Source organism: Enterococcus gilvus ATCC BAA-350, assembly GCF_000407545.1.
Classification (GTDB): Bacteria; Bacillota; Bacilli; order Lactobacillales; family Enterococcaceae; genus Enterococcus_A; species Enterococcus_A gilvus.
In genome coordinates this window covers 128,651-149,988 of sequence record NZ_ASWH01000002.1, presented here as the reverse complement: position 1 = coordinate 149,988, position 21,338 = coordinate 128,651, and the positions used below count along the sequence as shown (strand labels likewise).

General features: G+C 44.0%; 17 protein-coding genes. 3 read left to right on the top strand and 14 right to left on the bottom strand.

Annotated features, from left to right (window positions below):
• Positions 1-107 precede the first annotated feature (107 nt).
• The 6 genes from thrS to I592_RS15730 all read right to left on the bottom strand — a co-directional run bounded on the left by thrS (position 108) and on the right by I592_RS15730 (position 6,902).
• Entirely contained in the window at positions 108-2,015 is a 1,908-nt protein-coding gene (thrS, locus tag I592_RS15750; RefSeq protein ID WP_010778695.1) for a threonine--tRNA ligase, read from the bottom strand.
• 446 nt (positions 2,016-2,461) lie between these two features.
• The gene (locus I592_RS21705; protein ID WP_010778696.1) at positions 2,462-2,626 is read right to left on the bottom strand and encodes a hypothetical protein; all 165 of its coding nucleotides are present in this window, start codon (positions 2,624-2,626) and stop codon (positions 2,462-2,464) included.
• A 228-nt stretch (positions 2,627-2,854) separates the two neighbouring features.
• Positions 2,855-4,759, bottom strand: coding sequence for a PTS mannitol transporter subunit IICBA (locus tag I592_RS15745; RefSeq protein WP_010778697.1), 1,905 nt, complete (start codon positions 4,757-4,759; stop codon positions 2,855-2,857).
• 82 nt (positions 4,760-4,841) lie between these two features.
• On the bottom strand, positions 4,842-5,636 hold the full coding sequence (locus I592_RS15740) for a sorbitol-6-phosphate dehydrogenase subunit (RefSeq protein ID WP_010778698.1): 795 nt from the start codon (positions 5,634-5,636) through the stop codon (positions 4,842-4,844).
• A gap of 11 nt (positions 5,637-5,647) precedes the next feature.
• Positions 5,648-6,205: a 6-phospho-3-hexuloisomerase gene (hxlB, locus tag I592_RS15735; RefSeq protein ID WP_010778699.1), complete on the bottom strand. Its 558-nt coding sequence runs from the start codon at positions 6,203-6,205 to the stop codon at positions 5,648-5,650.
• On the bottom strand, positions 6,195-6,902 hold the full coding sequence (locus tag I592_RS15730) for a ribulose-phosphate 3-epimerase (protein WP_010778700.1): 708 nt from the start codon (positions 6,900-6,902) through the stop codon (positions 6,195-6,197). Before I592_RS15730 ends, hxlB begins: the two co-directional genes overlap by 11 nt.
• Before the next feature lie 177 nt (positions 6,903-7,079).
• Here I592_RS15730 and I592_RS15725 point away from each other — a divergent pair, with 177 nt between their 5' ends.
• On the top strand, positions 7,080-7,829 hold the full coding sequence (locus tag I592_RS15725; RefSeq protein WP_010778701.1) for a DeoR/GlpR family DNA-binding transcription regulator: 750 nt from the start codon (positions 7,080-7,082) through the stop codon (positions 7,827-7,829).
• 218 nt (positions 7,830-8,047) lie between these two features.
• On the opposite strand, the gene I592_RS15720 is transcribed toward I592_RS15725, so the two are convergent.
• A complete protein-coding gene (locus I592_RS15720) occupies positions 8,048-10,627 on the bottom strand; it encodes a cation-translocating P-type ATPase (RefSeq protein ID WP_010778702.1) in 2,580 nt (859 codons plus the stop codon).
• 294 nt (positions 10,628-10,921) lie between these two features.
• Here I592_RS15720 and I592_RS15715 point away from each other — a divergent pair, with 294 nt between their 5' ends.
• Entirely contained in the window at positions 10,922-11,665 is a 744-nt protein-coding gene (locus I592_RS15715) for a hypothetical protein (protein WP_010778703.1), read from the top strand.
• A 73-nt stretch (positions 11,666-11,738) separates the two neighbouring features.
• Here the strand turns inward: I592_RS15715 and I592_RS15710 are convergent, their stop codons facing one another.
• The 5 genes from I592_RS15710 to I592_RS15690 all read right to left on the bottom strand — a co-directional run bounded on the left by I592_RS15710 (position 11,739) and on the right by I592_RS15690 (position 18,324).
• Positions 11,739-11,981 (bottom strand): hypothetical protein, encoded by a 243-nt coding sequence (locus tag I592_RS15710; protein ID WP_010778704.1) that lies wholly within the window; start codon positions 11,979-11,981, stop codon positions 11,739-11,741.
• A 10-nt stretch (positions 11,982-11,991) separates the two neighbouring features.
• The gene (locus tag I592_RS15705; protein WP_010778705.1) at positions 11,992-13,662 is read right to left on the bottom strand and encodes a hypothetical protein; all 1,671 of its coding nucleotides are present in this window, start codon (positions 13,660-13,662) and stop codon (positions 11,992-11,994) included.
• 56 nt (positions 13,663-13,718) lie between these two features.
• Positions 13,719-16,124, bottom strand: a complete 2,406-nt coding sequence (locus I592_RS21700; RefSeq protein ID WP_016250202.1) for an adhesive domain-containing protein — start codon at positions 16,122-16,124, stop codon at positions 13,719-13,721.
• 275 nt (positions 16,125-16,399) lie between these two features.
• A complete protein-coding gene (locus tag I592_RS15695) occupies positions 16,400-16,864 on the bottom strand; it encodes a PTS sugar transporter subunit IIA (RefSeq protein ID WP_010778708.1) in 465 nt (154 codons plus the stop codon).
• Positions 16,864-18,324, bottom strand: a complete 1,461-nt coding sequence (locus I592_RS15690) for a sialate O-acetylesterase (RefSeq protein WP_010778709.1) — start codon at positions 18,322-18,324, stop codon at positions 16,864-16,866. The genes I592_RS15695 and I592_RS15690 overlap by 1 nt, the downstream gene beginning before the upstream one ends.
• 259 nt (positions 18,325-18,583) lie before the next feature.
• On the opposite strand from I592_RS15690, the gene I592_RS15685 reads away from it, so the two are divergent.
• The gene (locus I592_RS15685) at positions 18,584-19,384 is read left to right on the top strand and encodes a MurR/RpiR family transcriptional regulator (protein ID WP_010778710.1); all 801 of its coding nucleotides are present in this window, start codon (positions 18,584-18,586) and stop codon (positions 19,382-19,384) included.
• A 93-nt stretch (positions 19,385-19,477) separates the two neighbouring features.
• Here I592_RS15685 and I592_RS15680 read toward each other — a convergent pair whose 3' ends face one another.
• Positions 19,478-20,323, bottom strand: coding sequence for a histidine phosphatase family protein (locus I592_RS15680; protein ID WP_010778711.1), 846 nt, complete (start codon positions 20,321-20,323; stop codon positions 19,478-19,480).
• A gap of 45 nt (positions 20,324-20,368) precedes the next feature.
• Positions 20,369-21,316, bottom strand: coding sequence for an alpha/beta hydrolase family protein (locus I592_RS15675; protein WP_010778712.1), 948 nt, complete (start codon positions 21,314-21,316; stop codon positions 20,369-20,371).
• Positions 21,317-21,338: the final 22 nt, after the last annotated feature.

The window sequence follows — 21,338 nt, the reverse complement described above, 5'->3', positions numbered from 1 at the left end:
AAAGTTGACGAGAACTCAAAGAGCGTTCCCGTCAACTTTTTCATGGTTTAGTTATCCTTTTAGAAATTAATCACTTTCTGACCCAACGTTACCAAAGGTCAAACACCTTAAAAGCTATGATTTTTCTCAGCTATTTGCTTTTTAACCATTTCAACGAAGGCTTGCTTATCGATTTTTTGGATTTCTTGAGATCCGCGTTTTCGAACAGCAAATTCGGCGCCATTCATTTCATAATCCCCGATAACTAAACTATACGGTGCTTTTCTTAATTCGGCTTCGCGGATCTTTTTGCCTAATTTTTCGTTGCGGACATCCTTCGACACGCGAATGCCGTTTTCTTGGAACTCTTGATAAAGGGCGTCCACATAGCCGTTATGCTTCTCTGCGACTGAGAGCAATTCTACCTGCTTCGGTGCCAGCCAAACAGGGAACGCACCGGCATAATGTTCGATCAAAATACCAAAGAAGCGATCTAACGACCCAAATACTGCACGGTGAATCATCACAGGACGCTGTTTTTCATTGTTTTGATCAATAAAGCTTAGATCAAATTTTTCCGGCATTTGAAAATCCAGTTGAACAGTCGCGCATTGATGGCTGCGATTGAGGGCATCCTTGATATGAATGTCGATTTTAGGGCCATAAAACGCGCCGTCCCCTTCATTGATCGCGTAGTTATAACCGAGGCTGTCTAATACTTCTTTCAATGAATTTTCCGCCTTGTCCCACATCGCAATTTCGCCCATAAAATCATCTGGCCGCGTAGACAGTTCCACCGAATATTCAAAGCCAAACACTTTGTACACCTCATCGATGATTTTTAATGCCAGCGAAATTTCTGCCTTGATTTGATCGGGACTAACGAAAATATGCGCATCATCTTGGCAAAAAGTCCGAACCCGAAGCAGCCCGTTTAACGCGCCACTGAATTCATGCCGATGGACCTGACCAAATTCAGCCATTCGAATCGGTAAATCCCGGTACGAGCGAACATCATCTTTATAAATCATGCAGTGTCCCGGACAGTTCATGGGCTTCAACGCATAGTCCTGATCATCCACTTTTGTAAAGTACATGTTATCTTTATAATGATCCCAATGCCCTGAACGTCGCCACAACCGTTCATTCATAATCAAGGGCGTTTTTACTTCGTCGTAGTCATATCTCGTTTGCAATTCCCGCAAGAATTTTTCTAGTTCGTTACGAACTGTTTGCCCGTTTGATAGGTAAAAAGGCATTCCCGGCGCTTCTTCAGAAAACATAAACAACTTCAATTCTTTGCCCAGTTTTTGATGACTGCGCTTTTCTGATTCCTCTAAGAAAGCCAGATACTCCGCCAGATCATCCTTTGAAGAAAAAACAACGCCATTCACCCGCTGAAGCATCTCATTGTCTGCATTTCCTTGCCAATACGCACCAGAAACCTTTAACAATTTGAAATTCTTAATAGGCTTCACATCCAAAGCAAACGGTTCTTTTGAAAAAGTGATCCCCTCGCCAAATTGATAAATACATCCGCGATCCTCTTCAGGAAGCGCCTCTAGCAGCTCTAATTGTAGATCGTTGTCTTTGAAAATCGCTTTTGCTTCCTTGACCGAAACAATTTTCTTACTGATCCGATTGTTATTTTTTTGAAGAGCCTTCATGTCTTGCTCGATTTCTTTAAATGTTAAAATACTCAATGACTGATCCAAACGCATATCGACAAAAAAGCCGTGCTCATTTAGCATTATTTCAGAAATAACCGCTTTTTTATAACGTTTCTTTATCGCTCCGCTAAAAACCAAACCGATACTTCTGCGCATTGCAGCTAGGCCCTCTTGACTGTCTTTTCCATAAAACGAAACATGGCTGGGATGGTCAATGGGTGAAAACAAGTCCAACAACGTACCGTCGATACTCCCAATCACTGCCTCTGCATTCATTTCTTTCGCTACTTCGTGCAATGTAGTGCCTGCCACCACCATTTTCTTGCTTCCATTTGGAAATACGACTTCAACTTCATTGTTTGACATACTTGTTCAACTCCATTCTCTCTTTTATAAAAAACAATATAAAAAAACACGTCCCCTAAAAAAGGGACGTGTTCGATTAACGTGTTACCACCCATGTTCCCAAGAAAATTTCACAGAAATATTTTCTCGGCTCATTGCGATATTATAACGTATATCATGCGACCAGTCTTTTGCTGATTTCTCTAAGGGAGTAACGCCAAAATTTCTACTAGAAGCTCACAGCCAAGGCTTCATTCTCTGAAAGTATCTCCTGATGGAATCCTATCCTTATCATTGCGTTTTGTTATTCAATTGATTGTTGCTAGAGTACTCCCATAAAATTTGAAAGTCAAGGGAAAATAAAAAATTATTTTTCGCGCCACAGTTTGATGGGTGATCAAAAAAGCCCCGTCCTACTCAAAGGCACGAGGCTAAAAAAATATCTATACAAACCAAACGAGGTATCTTCAATCATACTTTCCGTTATTACTAAAAACAAAATATAACAACAATCCTGCTCCGATCAATGCACAGGCCGCGCCTAGAAAAGGCACGATCCGTCCCATTTCTGTTACAGTCATTAATATGGCACCGCCAACAAATAGAAATCCTGCTGCAATGAGATTTTTCATAACGACCTCCTATTAAAAAACATATGGGAGACACTTTATTTTTTCCTGACTGTCATTCTTGACTCTTCTTACATTGTACCTTGCGAACCTCATGGAAGACAACAAAGGTGCTTTGTGTTTGATACGATAACAAGCTGTCAATAAAAAAACACTCTGAATAAGTCACTCGCCTTAAGCAGTGTCCTATTCAGAGTATTATAGATTGTGATTACTCCGTTATTCTATTTATCAATTGATTGCACTTAACATTCTTAATATTTCTTCTTCTGAAGTGGCTTGTCTGATTTTCTCTACATTTTTGGAATCAGAACAGAAGTCAGCAATTTTACTCAAAATTTCTAAATGACTATTGCCTTTGCCAGCGATTCCGATAAGAACATAAGCCGTTTCTGCTCCGAAGCTAACTCCTTTTGGTACTTGCAGAATCGAAATCCCTGATTTTAAGATCAAGTCCTCTGAGTTGCCTGTTCCATGAGGAATCGCGACATGATTGCCGACGTAGACAGACACCGTTTTTTCTCGTTCCTGCATTGATTGCACATATTCTGGCTTTACATACCCGTTCTCTACCAAAATGTCCCCGGCTTTTTTGATTGCGGCTTCTTTTGTGTCGAAGGACTGATTTAGTCTGATATTATCAATACTCAGTACCTCTTTAGAGATCGGTGTTGACTGCTTTTTTTCAACCACCGCCCGTTCTTCGCCTACACTCGATTTAACTTGTTTCAAATAAGCAATAATATCCTTATATTGATCACCTTCCATGAAGTTCGTGATCGTCATGAACTTTTTCTGACCATCTCCATGAAGTTTTTTTGCTCGCTCAACTAACTGTGTGTGAGTCACGATTAGATCTGTGTCATTTGGAATTTCTTCGATTTTAGTATTGATGATTTCAACATCTAGCATCGCTTTTTTCGCCTGCGTTTTTAAGATAGATGCTCCCATGGCACTCGAGCCCATCCCGGCATCGCAAGCGACAACGATTTTATTGATAGATACGCCTTGTGTTCCTTGAGACAAGACAGCATTGTTATATTTAGCTCGTTCTGCTAAACTACCATCTGCTAATTCTTCCTCTTCTTCTCCGCCACGCTCTGTTTTTAATAACAACATTCCGATCGTGAAGGAGACTGCCATACCGGCAAAGAAGCCCACAAGATTGCCTACCATTGCTCCTCTTGGTGTCAACATCAGCATTGCGAAAAAGCTCCCTGGGCTAGGTGTGGCTACCGTTCCACCGCCTAACAATTGGAATAGTCCTAACGACGTCGCCATCCCACCCATCGTTGCAAAAACCAGTTTGGGCTTCATCAATACGAATGGAAAATACACTTCCCCGATCCCGCCGATTCCGGCGATGATCGCTGCCATCGGCGCTGTACGTTTTGCCATACCGCGTCCAAAAATACTGACCGCTAAGAGCGTTCCAACAGAAGGACCGCAGTTCGGGTCAACCAAGAATAAAATAGATTTCCCAGCTGCTGCCACCTGCTCTAATCCTAAAGGTGCCATGATCCCATGATTGATCGCATTGTTTAGAAAGAGCACTTGGGCTGGCGCAACAAAAATTGATAATAATGGCAATAGTTTATGCTCTAAAACCCAGTTCACACCACCAGATAGCACGTTCAAAATCCCCTGCATCACTGGTCCGATCGCTACATATCCAGCAATCACGATAATCAATCCCAAAATCCCCATTGAAAAATTGCTGACCAGCATCTCAAATCCTGGTTTAAATTTACCATCTAACACACCGTCTACTTTTTTCATTAACCAAGCCGCGAGTGGACCCATCAGCATTGCTCCACTCAACATTGTTACATCTGCTCCGACGATCACGCCCATCGTTGCTAACACACCGATCGCACCGCCACGATTGCCGTGAATCATTTTACCACCGGTGTACCCGATCAGCATCGGCATCGCATAGGTTAAGATGGGACTAACCAACTCACCTAAATAATCATTAGGAATCCAACCTGTTGGAATGAATAATGCCGTTAAAATACCCCATGCGACGAAAACTCCGAGATTCGGCATCACCATGCCGCTCAAAAAGTTCCCAAATCGCTGAATCTTTACCAATGCTGTTTTGTTTCCACCGGAATTCGATACTGTGTTATCCATTTTCTTCCTCCTTCATTTAAAGAATCCGCTTTCAATTATCCAACGAAGAACAGAATGAGTCCGCTCTTCGATTAGTGATCAATTATCTGGATTTTCCGCCACTGATGTTCAAAGTCGTCCCTGTGATGTAGCTCGAATGATCCGATACCAAATAACTGACTAAATCTCCCAGCTCTTCATGCTCGCCGGCACGTCCTAAAGGAATTGAGCCTGTATAATCATTGTCGATGTTATTCGGGTCAAGTCCGCGAGTATACGCCAGCGCTTCATAATTTGCATCACTGTTCATGTTGGTCCGTTTGTTGATACCAGGTGCGATTCCTACCACACGAATTCCAAATTTACCCAGCTCCTTCGCCCATGAACGGGTAAAACCATTCAACGCTGCTTTGGTCGCAGAATAAATACTCTGTCCTGCTGAACCTTCTGTTCCTGCTTCAGAGGAAACATTGACGATCACGCCCTTATTCTTTTCGATCATGTCTCGAACAACTGCTTGTGTACATAGAAAGGGTCCTTTTTGGTTGACGTTCGTGATAAAATCAAAATCTTCAACTGTTGCTTCGTACTTCTTCTCTTTTTTGTAAAAATCGACTAATAATCTCGGACGATTGACACCGGCATTGTTGACTAACGCATCGACCTTACCATACGTTTCAAGGACCGTTGCGACCATCTTTTCCACACTTTTTGGGTCTGTGATATCACAGCTAACAAATAAATCCGCGTATTCCTTTACTTGTTCCCCTTCATTCACATCACATACCACCACTCTTGCTTGATTGTTATGCAAGTTCTGAGCTATTTTTGCTCCGATTCCTGAAGAACCGCCTGTAACAATTACTACTTTGTCTGACAAATCTGTCCATCCACTCATGTCCATTCCTCCTATTCTAAATTTGCGTGACACCGCCACAACCCATGCATGTCAATGCCCTGTTCCTCAATCAACGTCAACGCAATCGAATCCCCAAGCAGCAACAAGCATTGTTCAAATAAACTCGTCATTGGTTGAACAGATGAAATCTCACCTGCCAAATTCAATTTTGTCTGTACCGGGATACGGATAAACAGATCAGCATACTGTTTCATACTACTAGTTGGATTCGAGCCAATGTGTGCCACCTTTGCTTGAAAAGATGCGGCTTTTTTTGCAATAGCTAATGGAAATGCACTCTCTCCACTACCAGACCCTACGATCAGTAAATCCTTGTCTGTTATTGCCGGTTCTGTGATTTGTCCGACAACGACTGTATTAATGCCGATATGTGCCAATCTTTTCGCAACCGCTTCTAATGAAAGTAGTACGCGGCCTACTCCGACAAAAAAAACACGCTCCGCTTGTTGAATAGCAATCATTAACTGATTCACCTGTTCTTCAGAAATCCCTTCTAGTGTAGAGGCGATCTCATCAGCGATTTTTCTTTCTGATGTTTTAAAGGACATGATGCACCTCACCCAAACCTTCAAGCACTGCTTGTTCCACTTTGGTTTTATTCTCGATCAGTGTGTTTTCTTTCATGAAGAGACTCGTGCTCCCCAGCACCAAATTATCCGCTCCGGCACCTACCAGTTTTGCGATGCTATCCAATGATACACGGCCATCTACTTGTAGTTCGACTTCTGGATGAATTGCTTGAATTCTTTTATGCAAATCAGTGATTTTCTTCTCAGCATAAGGAATCTGCTTTTCATTTTTATTTGTTGCGAAACCCGGATTGATCAACATTAAGCACACCAGATCGATCTCAGATAGTACATAATCCAAAACGGACAATGATGTTGCGGGATTCAAAGCAACCCCAACTTTCGTTCCAGCCTGCTTGATCATTTGAATGTAGCGGTCCACATGAAGACTAGTCTCATAATGGAAAGTAATACTCTCTACACCAATCTTCAGCATCTCTTGGATAAAATACTCATTATTGTTGGACATGATGTGAATGTCAAATCGCATATCCGATACCGTACGCATTCGTTTGATTGTATCTATCCCCAATGGCATACTTGGACTAAAATTACCATCGATTACATCAATATGAAGCGTGTTAATGCCTGTTTCCGCTAGTTCCTGCATACTTTTTTCTAAATTCACGAGATCTCCACACATAATCGAGGGAGATAATTGCACTTTTCTATTCACTTTTGCGTCTCCTCCTTTGTTTACACCCTCATTGTAAACGCTGTTAAAACACAAGTCAATACAAAAGCGCATATATTTTTCTATTTTATGCACGTTTATGCGCCTGAACAAAAACCAAATTGACAGAAACAGGCACACATGCGATGATATAGGTAATGAATTCAAAGGAGTTTTTCTATGTTAAAAGAGGAACGGCAGCAGAAGATTATTGATATTTTAAACGTAGAACAAAAAGTCATCGCCAGTGATTTGAGTCAACGATTTAACGTCTCAGAAGATACGATCCGAAGAGATTTAAAAGATCTGGATGCTCAAGGTTCATTGAAACGCGTTCACAGCGGCGCACTTCGGGTAGGACCTCCCATCACAGATTTTACCTATCGAGAGAATGAGCACAATGATCGTAAAAAAGAACTTGCTCGTAAAGCACTCCCCTTCATAAAGGAGGATTCTGTTATTATCATTGATGGGAGCACAACGAATCTAGCATTAGTGAAAGAGATTCCCGTTGACTTTCGCGCGACGATCATTACCAACAGCCCACCAATCGCTGTCGAATTGGCACAGCGTCCGAATGTTGATGTCATTAATCTTGGCGGTGTATTTTATAAACAATCAATGGTCAATTTAGGCGTAGAACCTTACAAAGCATTACAAAAAATCAGAGCAGATCTTTATATTATGGGCATCTATAACATTGATATTGAAGCTGGAACAAGCGTGCCAACGACACAAGAGGCAGAAATCAAAGACCAGATGACACACGTTTCGACAGAAGTCCTGGGGATGATCACCAATGACAAATTTGGTACCATCAGCAACGCCATTGTGGGTCCTGTCGATGATTTGAGTTTTCTTATCTCCGAGAATATCCCTGAAAAAGTACGAAAAGAATACAGCAAAAAGAAATTGCTGTTGATCGACTAAACTAGTTTACGTTTGCACACATCAAGAAGAACCGTTGGAAAAATTTTCCAACGGTTCTTCTATTTTATTAATCCTTTAAAATAGAAAGTTTTTTTCGACTGCTTGTTTTAGAAAAAGCTCGAATTCTTCCTTCACCTCATCCTCAATACCCAAACGACTATTGTCCTCACTTTTATTACATAACGATAGAATCGATTTGTAAAGTATCACAATTGTTTTTACGCGCGGCGTTTTACTCGATAATCAAACAGGTTCAACGTCTTCTTTAATTCAACATACACTAGCGGGATAAACGACAGTCCTAAAACAAAGAGCCATTGAGTGGGCTGCAGTGCGGTCAATCCAAGAATGTTCGCTGTTTGTGGAAGCGTCGCTGCTAAAATAAGCACAGCTCCACCGAGTAAGGTCGTTCCTACTAACAATTTATTTCCTGCTAAGTCCAGCTTGAAGATCGATTCATGGCTGCGGCAATTGTACATATGCACGATTGTGGTCAAGCCCATCACGAGAAAGGTCATCGTGGTCGCTTGTTCACCATTCGGCAGTTCGTGATTGAAGGCTGCGGTGTGCCCAACGAAAATCGTCAGCAGGGTCACCGCGGTAAAGACGATTGAGATTTCTATGATTTTGTTCAATAACCCATTGTCGAAAATGCTGGCATTTCGGTCGACTGTCTGCTGGCGCATCACATCTTTTTCTGCTGGCTCCACTGATAAACTAAAACCGGGGATGCCATCCGCGACGACTTTTATAATCAATAATTGAATCGCTGTAACAGGAGCTCCTAGACCCATTATCAACGAGATCAACACGATCGTCAGGGCAGAAATATTGCAGCCAAGCATGGCATACAACGATTTCCGAATATTGGCATACACGCGTCGGCCTTCTTTTACCGCCTCAACGATCGTCGCAAAATTATCGTCTAGCAGCACCATATCGGAGGCTTCCTTGGCAACTTCTGTTCCGCCGCCCATTGCGATCCCGACATCGGACGCCTTCAACGCGGGAGCGTCATTGACCCCGTCACCTGTCATGGCGACCGTCTCGCCATTCGCCTGCAAGGCCTTCACGATGCGTATCTTATCTTCTGGTGAGGTTCGGGCAAACACCCGGTATTCCCCGATCACTTCTGCCAAATCCCCCTCGGATAGTTTTCCTAATTCGGCACCTGTCATCGCTTTTTTTCCCGGTTCCAAAATCCCGACATCGGCGGCGATTTTTTTCGCTGTAAGCAAGTGATCTCCCGTGATCATGACGGGGCGAATCCCAGCCTTTTTCGCGATTTGAACCGCTTGATAGCTTTCTTTTCGTGCAGGGTCGATGATTCCGATAAAGCCTAAAAAGTGCAGCTCTGTTTCCAATTCTTCACTGGTAATTTGAGTCGGCAATTCCTCGTATTCCTTCACCGCAACGCCTAAGACCCGGTACGCTTGCGCGGCGAGGTCATCGTGACACTCTTGAAAATCTGCCCGCGCCTCTTGAATAGGCAAACGGTCAAATGCCCCTTTTGTAATGGACAGATAAGAGTCTCCTTTTTTATAAAGAACCGTCATTTTCTTTCGTTTTGAATCAAAAGGAAGTTCGTCGATCCTTTCGTATTGCCTCAACAATGTGTTCAGCTTTTCTCCGCCAAAGTGTGTTTCGGCTGCTTGTTTAATGGCTTGCTCTGTTGGGTTTCCGTGGCTTCCCTGTTCTTCAGAGAGGTTGCTGGCTAAATAAAAGTGCAGCAGCAGCGCCTCTTTAGCTCCCGAGGTCTGTTCTGTTAAAACTGGAACCACCTTTTTGACCGTCATCTGATTTTCCGTGATGGTCCCAGTCTTATCCGAACAAATCACCGAGACGTTCCCAATCGTTTCCACCGCTGCTGGCGTTCGGATGATCGTGTTCTTTTTCGCCATGTTTCGAATACCAAAAGACAGCGAGATCGTGACCACGACCGGCAGCACTTCAGGAATCGCCGCCACCGCCATCGAGATTGCTGTCATGATGGCAATCTCAAGCGAATAGCCTCTGATCAGGCCAATCAGGATCGCAAGCACTGCCGCACCGATCGCAACGCCGCCCAGCACTTTGCCGAGTTTTTGCATTTTCACTTGTAAAGGGGCTTGCACCGGCTGCTCTTCTGTCAGTAAATCCGAGATTTTTCCGATTTCCGTCGCCAATCCTGTCGCCTCAACGATGGCTTCGCCTCGACCACTTACCACCAACGCCCCGGAAAAGACGCTATTTTTTAGATCTCCGATGGTATCTGCCGCATCCGGTTGATAATCTGCCTCTTTCTCACTTGGTTCACTTTCACCGGTTAAAAAAGATTCATCGATCAATAAATTTTTACTAGTGATCAAGGTGGCATCCGCCGAGACACGATCCCCCAGCTCAAGCAGCAGGCGATCTCCAGGCACCACTTCTGTACTTTGAATGACTGTCAATTGCCCATCGCGATAAACTTTTGTTTTAGGAATGCTGAAGCGTTTCAACTCATCCATCGATTTTTCTGCTTTCTTTTGCTGGCGAATAGACAAGAACAGATTCAAGAGAACGATCCCGAAAATCACGATGGGTTCAGAAAAATTGTCAGGATGATTTTTCAACGCGACATAGATCGAAAGAACCGTCGCGATCACTAAAATAATGATCGTGATATCCTTCAGCGCAGACAACAAATAGGTCCAAAACCCGTTCTTTTTTCCCTGTTCGATCGTGTTAGGTCCATATCTTTCCAACCGCTCCGCAGCTTCTTGTTGTGTGAGTCCTTTTCCCTGTTGCTTCTCTGTTTCAATCAGTTTCTTTTGCATGCCTAATCCCTCCCAAATAAACAAAAAAAGTCAGTCAAACGAACCATTAAAGCCTACGGTTCGTTTGGCTGACTTTTTATCCTACTGTTCCGGCGAACAATAGCGTCGTCAAATATTTTAATAATTTGTATTCTGTCACACTTTTCAAAAGAAGGCAAGGGGTGTCCTTCAGAAAATAAAAAATCCTCGTGGCTATTTCTCTGTCTAAAGGCCTTTATTGAGTGTCAAAATTGCGGTTCCGCGCGGTTTTCCCGTATACTTAAGAGACGTACACTAAAAAGGAGAACTTGATCCATGCCGATTCTACAAGAAAATATCGCTAATTTTGCGGTTATTATAGGTTTTATCACGATTCATCTGGCATCACGCTTTTTTTTACTGGAAAAAGTCAACGTAGAAGTGATGATGTCTGTTGCTGCAGGGGTGGGCGTGTCTTACGCCATTCTGCATTTACTGCCGCAGCTCGCGTACTCACAAGGCGTGCTGATCGATTCTTTCGGCTGGGAAGACGGTGTTCATGCGACCCACGCCATTTATGGCATCGTTCTTCTTGGACTGGTCGTTGCCCATGTCATGGATAAGCTGGACGAACGAAACTTTCACATCGTGGAGAAAAAGGACCTCACCAGCGCTGAAGTTGCCTACTTCTGGTCTGACGTTTCATTTTATGCGGTGTACAATGTGATGATCGGGTACCTTGTTATCGCAAATACCTTTTCCGAGCGCTTTTACGTCCTGACGTATTTCATCGCCTTTGGCCTGCATTTTCTAATGAACGATTGGTCCTTGGCGCATCATCATGGAAAAATTTATCAGAAAAAAGGGCGTCTTATGTTATCTGTTAGCATTTTACTTGGCGCCCTGCTCTCTATCCTGCTGCCGCTCCCCTATTTCCTATTGGTTTCCATCGAGGCCTTTATCACTGGAGCGATGCTAATGAACATCATCAAATTCGAGCTGCCGGATGGTGACGAAGGAAGTATCAAAGCCTTTTTAGCGGCAACGATCGTTTCAGGGGTACTTTTTGTGTTTATCTAAAAAAATAATCATTATTTCCCATAAAAAAACAGCTCGACTTTTATCGAACTGTTTTTTTATTATTACCTTGTTCTTACCATCTTCCACGTTTGAGTCGCGCCTTGTTGATGTATCGCTTGGCATCATCAGGGATTCGCGCGGGGGAATCATCGATGTCTTCTTCCCAAGGATACAGACCTTCTTCGTTCTTTTTGTAATTTTTAAGCTCGTGGACAGCTTCGTTTGCTTGTTTGTGCGTTTTCTTTCTTCGACTATGTGTGACCGCATAAGCCACACCGATCATTACTAACGCGATAAATCGAATAAACCCTACCATATGATCCCTCCTAATTCGTGTGCAGACGGTAGTTTATCAAACCAGATAAGAAATGCTCCGCGTCGTCGATCCGCATTCGAAAGCGGTCATGTCGGGCAAAAAAGCCATAATTGATCGTCGCTGGTTCTTTGAAAAATTGAGCAAATTCAGGGAACATGACGCCTGTTGTCAATTCGTGTCGAACGCGTTTTACCATGACTCCATTGATCCGATCCTTCACTTCAACAAAGTCTTTTTCCTCTTGAAAAAGCGTATGTTTCATGTCGCTTTCGGCTAACTTATCCATCATTTTTGAAGCAGCCACTAGCAGCTCTAGCATCGTCGGATAAGCGGTGTCGCGCCTGTCGATGAAGCGAAGGTTGCCAAGTGCATTATCCAATCCAAATTGGTAATACTCTTTCTTTTCCTTGAATCGCAACAACTCATTCGTTGCGTAACTCAGCCAATGATCGTGGTATTTTTGATAGTCATTCGCGATAAAGGCAGCCATCAGATCCTCACAAATATGCATGATCCTCGCTTCTTTAAAAATCCCATACGCCCGCAGCAGTGCAAAAAGAATCTCCCCATCATAATACACGATGCGAAACGCTTCTTTAATTTCCAATGCTTCATCCAGCACATGGATCGTGCGATTTTGGGCGGTAATGAATTTTTCTTTAACAGAAACGATCAATTTTTGTAAAAAGGAATGAAACTGCGAATCGCCCGTCACCTCTGTGTATTTAGCAATTGCCAAAATCGCCGTCGCTTGAGCGCCAAGCTTGTATTCGACGGTTTTACTCAAGGGCTCCATGACCAGAGTATAGCCGTCAACGGTAGAAGTCAGATGGGTGATGCCCCAATGGATTCCCTGTTCTATTTTTGCGCATAACGCTTGATCCGATTTGTACTCAGCGGCCTCAGCCAATGCATAAAGGGAGGAGAAATGCCGCACCGAATTATAGCCTTTGATTCGTTGATCGTAGCAAGGATAATACCCGTAAATAAATTGTCCTGTAGACATCAGTTGCTTTTCCAAATACTCGGAGCCTTTTTCAATGACTGAATCTGTTATTTTATTTAAATTTGAAGCCGTCACCTCACGCACCCGATTGCCATTGCCATAGTCCGTCAGCGGGTAAACGTTTCCCTCTTCGAAATAGAAAGCCTTCGTTTTGAAGAGGAAAATAGCTGCTCGCTCCAATTCCTTTGTTTGAGCATTTGATCGTTTGTATTTTCGTTTCATATACCCGCGGAAATTTTGTTCATTGATCGTTAATTCAGGCAGATTATAGCCGACTCTATGGTCTTTACTCGGTTTCAAAAGTGCATTTCCAACCATCTCTTCCATTAAAAAGCTATAATGACCCGCCTGTTCCCAACGAAAGTTGAAATCACCATAATTGTTTCTTTTTATAGAAGAAATTTGTTCGTTTAATTGCGAGTACGCGATCGGTTCCTCTTCTGTAACGATGTCGATCCGAAAATAGCTCGCTGAATCTAACCTGTTTTTACTATAATGTGATAGAAAGCTTGTCCAAGCGGCTTCATACGTATCACCATAGAATTCACTCACCTGTCCCCGTTCCGTAAAATTTCCGACACTAAGAATAATGGACGGTTGCAGGTTTTCTGACCGTAGACCAGCAAGATAATCCTCGACTTCTTTTAGTTGATGTTGACTCGTTTGAACAGCCATCCTATCACCCCATAAAGAATCGATGAAGAGACCTGCTCTTCATCAATCCATTTTTTCTACTCTTCTTTTTTTGTTCTTTTTAATTTCCAAATACCCAATCCTGAAACAAAGGCGGCAATGGAACCTAAAATCGTTAACCCGCCGCTCAATTCATCACCGGTCGCCGGGTATTGTTTGGCACTGCCCGTATAGCCGGAACCTGCACTTCCAGTATAGCCAGAGCCACCAGAATGTCCGCTGCTGATCGCACTTCCGCTACCTGCTGGATCTAGACCACTTCCTGGATTCGATGGTGGTGTTCCATCAGATTCCCCAATTGGTAGAGCTCCATCGTCCTGATCATCATCCTCATCTAATTCCAAATCAGAATCAGCGTCGGCATCAGCATCGGAGTCAGCATCGGCATCCGCGTCGGCATCTGCATCGGCATCAGCGTCGGCATCGGCATCAGCATCGGCATCAGCATCGGCGTCGGCGTCGGCGTCGGCATCGGCATCAGCATCGGCGTCGGAATCGGCATCTGCATCGGCATCGGCGTCGGCATCGGAATCGGCATCCGCGTCAGCGTCAGCGTCAGCATCCGCATCGGCATCCGCGTCGGCATCCGCGTCAGCATCCGCATCGGCATCCGCATCGGCATCCGCGTCAGCATCCGCATCGGCATCCGCGTCGGCATCCGCGTCGGCATCAGCATCGGCATCGGAGTCAGCATCCGCATCAGAATCAGCGTCGGCATCGGCATCCGCGTCGGCATCCGCATCGGCATCAGCATCGGCATCGGAGTCAGCATCGGCATCGGCGTCAGCGTCCGCGTCAGCATCGGAATCCGCATCTGCGTCAGCATCAGCATCGGCGTCAGCATCGGCGTCGGCATCCGCGTCAGCATCAGCATCAGCATCTGAATCGGCATCTGCGTCGGCGTCGGCATCGGCATCCGCATCCGCGTCCGCGTCAGCATCCGAATCGGCATCTGCATCTGCATCGGCATCTGCATCGGCGTCGGCATCCGAATCAGCATCAGCGTCGGCATCCGAATCAGCATCAGCGTCGGCATCGGCATCCGCATCCGCGTCGGCATCCGCATCCGCGTCGGCATCAGCGTCGGCATCCGCATCCGCGTCAGCATCGGCATCAGCGTCGGCATCGGATTCATCGTCATCTGGGATGATTGCTGGCGTTGGCAGACTAGGGATATTGTTTTGATCGTAAGCGATCAGTTCGATTTCATCGAGTGCATCAACATCATCTGCTGAAACAGAAATCGTGAATTTTCCTGTAGCATCTGTTTGACCTTCACCGATCTGCACATTGTCTTTAAAAATTCGTACCGTCGAATTAGGATCTGCAAACCCTGTGACTTCGTAACCTGTAGTAGAACTTCCTGTTACCGCCACATCATAGGGCGCGGTAACGGCAGCCGCTTGATAAAATACTGGCGAGTATCCATCATTTCCAGAAGCAATATTGATCGCGATCGCATTTGATTTCACGATCGTCGCTAAGAAACCGGCTTCATAGGGGTTCGCCAAGTTTACACCTTGTGAAACAAGGTCTTGGTACGAAGGATCTGTGATCGTTGTAGGTAAGGTAACGGTCGTTTCACCTAACACACTCGCATCCGCCAAGTCTCCAATCAGAGCCGAGCCCACATTCAAGAGCGCCCGCGCCGTCCCAAATGTCACATTGAATGCTGGTTTGATGACCGTATTCGATGTGACATTTAAGGCAGTTGAGCCTAACCCAGTGATACTCAACGCCTGTACCGCATTGTTTAAATCATCTAAAATCTGGGTCAGATTTTGGCGAATGATGGTTTCCAATACGCCATCCAAATCTGCATAGATGTATTGATCCCCTTGTGCCTGAAGCTGAAGCGCCACGTCGGCAGAATTGATCATGCTTAAGTTTCTCAATAAGTTTAGCTGTTCATTGACTTCGGCTAAATTAATATTCAGTACCGGATTCGCATTGATCAGCGCGTCGACTGCGTTGATCAGAGTCGTCGTTGCGCCATCCACGATCGAGATCAACGGCACTAAGCCATTTTCAGGAAGTAAAATACTTGTCGAAAAGGTTCCAGCGCCATTGGGAGTAACGCGTCCTCGCAAGCCTTCAGGAATCGCAAGAACCGCTCTTTTCGTCCCTGGCAAGACACTCACATCAATACCGCTGTTTCCCAAAATCGTGAAATTGACATTTCTATTAGCATTCGCCAGCGGAAAGGGTGCTGCACTGGTGGTCCCACTTGAATTTGATGAAGTTAAATTACTAAATAATTGCCCGTCGATCACTGCAGCTTGCACTTCGCCTGATTGGACAGTAAAAAAAGGTGTCGCAACTGCAATCGGGGTCAAGCCTAACAATAACCCTGTCGCCACGGTGGTCCCTGCGTAAATATATTTCCTCGATCTGCTCTTCGCTCGCGCTTTTTGATCCATTAATTTCCGATAATCTCTTTTCATTTCTCAATCTCCCTTCGTATAAAAAACTAAAGTTATAAATATATTAAAAAAATAAAAAACGTTTCCATTTTATTAATATGCTTTAAACTACCATTTATTAAACAAAAGGATTAAGAAAAATGCCTTTATTTCGACTTAATTGTGAATAAAATATGAGTAAAATTCGATAATAACGTGTTTTTTCAAATTTTTCTAAATTGTGTAAAAAAAAGAAAATCAATAATTAAAAAAAGGCCTACGTTCAAAAAATATACTTTGAACGTAGGACTCGATTGCTATTCCAATGTACCGATTGTCGCTGCAGCTTCGACAACTCCTGGATGGATACTCAATTTCTTCTCCTTTAAATTCGGAAAGACGATCATCGTTGTCGCTTCTTTGCCTTTTTCCGCCAGATAGTCCAAATCAACTTTGACGAGCGGGGTACTTGGTTTTACTTTCGCACCTTCCGCCACTAGGAGTTCAAATCCTTCCCCTGCTAACTCCACGGTGTCGATCCCAATATGGATCAATACTTCAAGTCCATCCTTATCAACTAAACCAATCGCATGCTTTGTCGGAAAAATCGAAGTGACCGTTCCTTTGATCGGTGAAAAAATCTTTCCATTAGATGGGTCGATCGCGAAGCCCTCACCCATTGCTTTTGTTGAAAATACAGGGTCATTTACCTGATTGATCTGAATGAGTTCCCCGTCCACTGGGGCATAAATTTCTTTTTCTTTTTTTCCAAAACCAAACATTATTCTTCTCCTTTTTGCTTCTCAAATTTGAATGGTGCGACCGGATAACCAACCTCATTAAATAACGAGACAGCAGGTACATTTTCCCATCCATATTGGACGGTTCGACTGCTTTTTGTGGTCTCAATGATAAGTCTATTTTCTTCGATCGTTTGACAAATTATTGGGACATCTACTTCAATGGTTTGAACATCCAGCAACTTCAAAGAGGCCGCTTCCTCCACTTCGATCACAAGTGTGTCACTCGTCCAACTGGCTATTTTTGCTACAGGGGCGCTGGGATAATGAATGGCGTCCAAGATTTCCCCAACGCGCTGTCCAAGGATCGACTTCTCCGTTGGATGGATGTCCTCTACTTCGCCGCAATCCAGACTTGTGACTAAGAACGTTGCCTCGTATTTTTGTCTCGCTTGTTCTTGAGCTGCGCGGACACTTGCCCAATCATGTTGCGGGTCATCCGCATAAAGGGGCAATTGAAGGATATAAAATGGCACAGGTGTCTGTAGATCTTTTCGCCAACGAGTAATCAACTGATCCAATAATTCCTCATAAAGTGGGGCGATTGCTGTATCCTCCTCCCCTTGATACCAGATGACCGCAGAAAAAGTGAACGGAACGATTCGTTTGAACATTTTCTGATACAATCCTCCAGGACGATTGAACAAATATGGATTTGCAGGGGGCGGCCAAGGCGAGTGACCTATCTGTTCTTTGATCTGACCTAATGTCAGCTCAGGATGCTCCTCTGCCCACAGCGTTCTCTTTTCAATATATTGCTGGTACGTCGCTAAATACTCCGCGAACTCCGCATCAAATGCTGCTTTTTCTTTTCCTTTTGTTTCTTCTATAAAGGGAACTAAAATCTGCTCATTCAGGGTGGGGCTTTTTGCCAAATCTTCCTCGCTGATCCAGCAGCTAGCGCTGGTCCCGCCCTTGCTGCAAATCACGGCGCCAATAATACGATCGGGATGATTGTTTTGGTGCTCCTTCATGGCATAGTAGGCAACAGCCGATAAGCCTCCAAGAGTGTCCGCCGTTAGCCGCGTCCAATCTGCCTCTGTCTCTTCTTCAATATTTAACTCAAATTCTGGCATAGGAACCACGTAGAAAAAAATCGACTTTTCATCGGTGAGAGCCTGCTGTTCCTCGATAAAGTGGTCTTCCTGAGCCATCGGGTATTCCATATTGGATTGACCCGCAAAGAGAAAAACATCGCCGTATTGAAGGACTAGTTCTCTAGTTTCGCCATCCGAAGCAATGCGCAGGTTCTCAGTGACCCCGTAGGATTGTGATGGAACAAGAAAGACAAATTCCCCATCTGAGTCACTCCGCACCTCTAACGTCAATTCTCCCATTTTGAGCTCCACAGAAGTATTTGGTGTGGTTTTCCCATTAATCAAATGACTTTTTTCTGCCTGAAAAACCACTTGATCTTTCAGTAATGGATTAAGTTGTAACATGTGATCAAATCCTTTTTCTTCATATTAAGACAGCTCGCGACTATTTGGTGATAGAAAATAGGCACACGTTCACGTCTTCGCAGAGTAATTAATTACCTTTCTTGAAATTATGATGTAATATGTTACACAAATGGTATCGCTTTCTCAAATGTTTGTCAAGCAGTTTTTGAAATATATTTCTATCGTCTACATAAAATTGAAATTTGTTACGTTTTTTGGTAGAATAGAGACAGAAAGCTACTGAAAGGATGTTGACCGGATGCAAAATATTGAAGAAGCCATTACGATCCATTACACAAAAATGTTTAAAACGGATAAAAAAATTTTTGAACAAATCATGGCAGACCCTGCGCAATATGTCGGACTATCGATCCACGACATGGCAGATCGGTTTGATGTGAGTTCTCCAACGATCCTGCGGGCAATCAAAAAAATCGGCTATAGCGGATACCCAGAGTTCAAACTGGCGTTAGAGTCCTTTGTGACAGATAAAAATCAAGAAAAGCCTGTCATTAAAAACTCTCTGTTTCATGAAGTGATCAATACGTATGAACGCTCGTTTTCAAAATTAAGAGAATTAGACTTTGAAAAGGACATCATCGAAGTTGTTGAATGGATGCAAGATTCACAAGACGTGAAGTGTGTTGGCTTTGACAATACAGGACTTGCGGCACAGCAGCTCGTATATTCCCTGTACTCTCAAGGGGTCTTTTATGAGGCGATCTCGACAGAAACACAGATGCATTATCTAAGTCAGACGGCCAGAAAAGACTGGGTCTACATTATTTTCTCTGTAACCGGTATGGACATTTACAGCGAATTGGTGGATGCCGTCACCGAAGTAGGAGCAAAAACCGTGCTGATCACTATGAACAAAGATGCCGAGATCGCAAAAAAAGTCTCCAAAACTTTTGTTTTGCCCGCGGCGTCGACCTTTTTACGAGACGACGGTTCTTTACGACAATTGGATGTTCGTTTTGAACTGTTTCTGTTTTCAGAAGTTATTTCCTACTATTTTAATTGGGTGGGAGACCAGCGCGAACAAGCCGTTCCCTCTTAACTCCAACAGAAGCCGATACCTCATCAATGAGATGGATCGGCTTTTTCTACGTCAAAAAAGAACGCTGATCATTCAGCGTCCTCTGATAACTGATTATTTTTCTGCCCCTTTTTCTGCGTAGCTCATATCGTTGACGGTCTCGACCTTCCATTTCCCGTTTTTATACGTAGCCTTTGAGATACTTGCATTTTCCAAGCCCGACATCGGAATATCCGCAGACACGCTAGAATCCAATTCGTTCAACAGCGTCGCTAAGGTCATCCCATGAGAAACGACCAGAATCGAATCATCCCCGTTTTCACTCGCTTCATCTACAATATCATCCAATGCTTCTTTTGAACGTTTTGCGACAGCCGCGTAATTTTCTGCCGGCCAGTTCTCGTTTTCTTTGACATTTTCTTTGTCGATCTCAGCTAAATCATCTGACAGTTCCTTGATGAATCCATTATAGCCGCCGCCCTCTTTTGCTGCTTTTTCTGTGTATTCATCCGCCGTCAGTTCTTTTCTTTTGGCGATCGCTTCGACCGATTCCGCGCCGGGTGTAGCCTCAAAGGTCCCGAAATTGAATTCACGCAAGCGTTTGTCTTTATTGATTTTTGCTTTTTGACCAGATTTGTCTAAGATGATCTCAGCAGTCTCGATCGCCCGTCCGCTGTCACTGCTGTACACTTTGTCGAATGTGATACTCTTATCGATCCCTGTACCGACATCCTCTGCCACCTCGATTCCTGCCGGAGTCAAAGGTGCGTCGCTCCATCCTTGAGATTTCCCTGTAGTATTCAGCATCGTCTTCCCATGACGAGTGAAATAGACAGTCACCCCGTCTGCCTTTTTATCCGCAGAGGTATCAGTGGCATCCGTCGCCGCTCCTCCTCCTGAACAGCCTGCTAACAGTCCGATCGACAACATTCCAACAACGACCTTTTTCAATCGATTCATTTGTTTTTCCCTTCCTTTTCGTCCATTTTTTTGTTTTTTATACCATTACTTCTCCTTTAACTTTCCAATCAGAAAATCAGCGGTGCGAGCGACTGTATAAGTCTGTACACTTTCGTCCTTTTCGTCTTCGATATGACGGAAGCCATGATCCGCATTTTCCACCGTGCATACAGACAGTTCTTTGACATTCGTAGCTGCACGGATTGCTTTATCCGTCGTCTCTTTTTGAATCGCCGGATCTTTTTGTGCCACCGCGATAAACAAATGCCCCTTGTAATCATTGATTTTCTTGAGAGGGTCGCTTTCCTTCATTCCTTCAAAAAATTCCAAACTCAAATCGATTGCATATTCTTTGCCATACAGATCAAAGACCGCAAACTCATTTTTTTGAGCTTCTCGATAATAACTTTCTACCAAGTCTTTGCCTCCCATAAAATCGTAAACACCACTGAGGCCAGGCGAAGCCGCTGGCGCCCATAATGCAGCGGCCTTGATCTGATCATCCAGCTTCAACGCTGTCATTCGAGCCCCCATGCTGTGACCCATCAATCCAATATTGTCTTCATCGACCCGATACGTGTCCTTCATATAAGCCAATGCAGTATCCAGATCGTCACTCATGGTTTTCACCGTATATTGAGTGTACGGCTCTTCACTGTCGTTGTTTCCGGCAAAGTCGATCATAAGAGACAAAATATTTTGTTTTGCCAGTTTTTCAGCTATCTTTGGGAAGGCACCGTCGCCGTCCCTTGATCCGACGAATCCATGAGAAAACAGCACGACCGGATAGGCTTCTTCTGTCATTTCTACAGGTGTGACTACTGTCCCGTATATCTTGGTTCCTCTTTTTGAGCTAAATGTGACTTCTTTGCTTATTGAATTCTTTTTCTCCACCGTCTCTTTTGTCCCTTCTTTACCAGCACCTTGACAACCACTTAGCAGAAAACAGCCAAGTACGATTATTGCTACCCAAACGCCCGTTGTTTTTTTCATTTATGTCCTTTCTCTTTTGTTC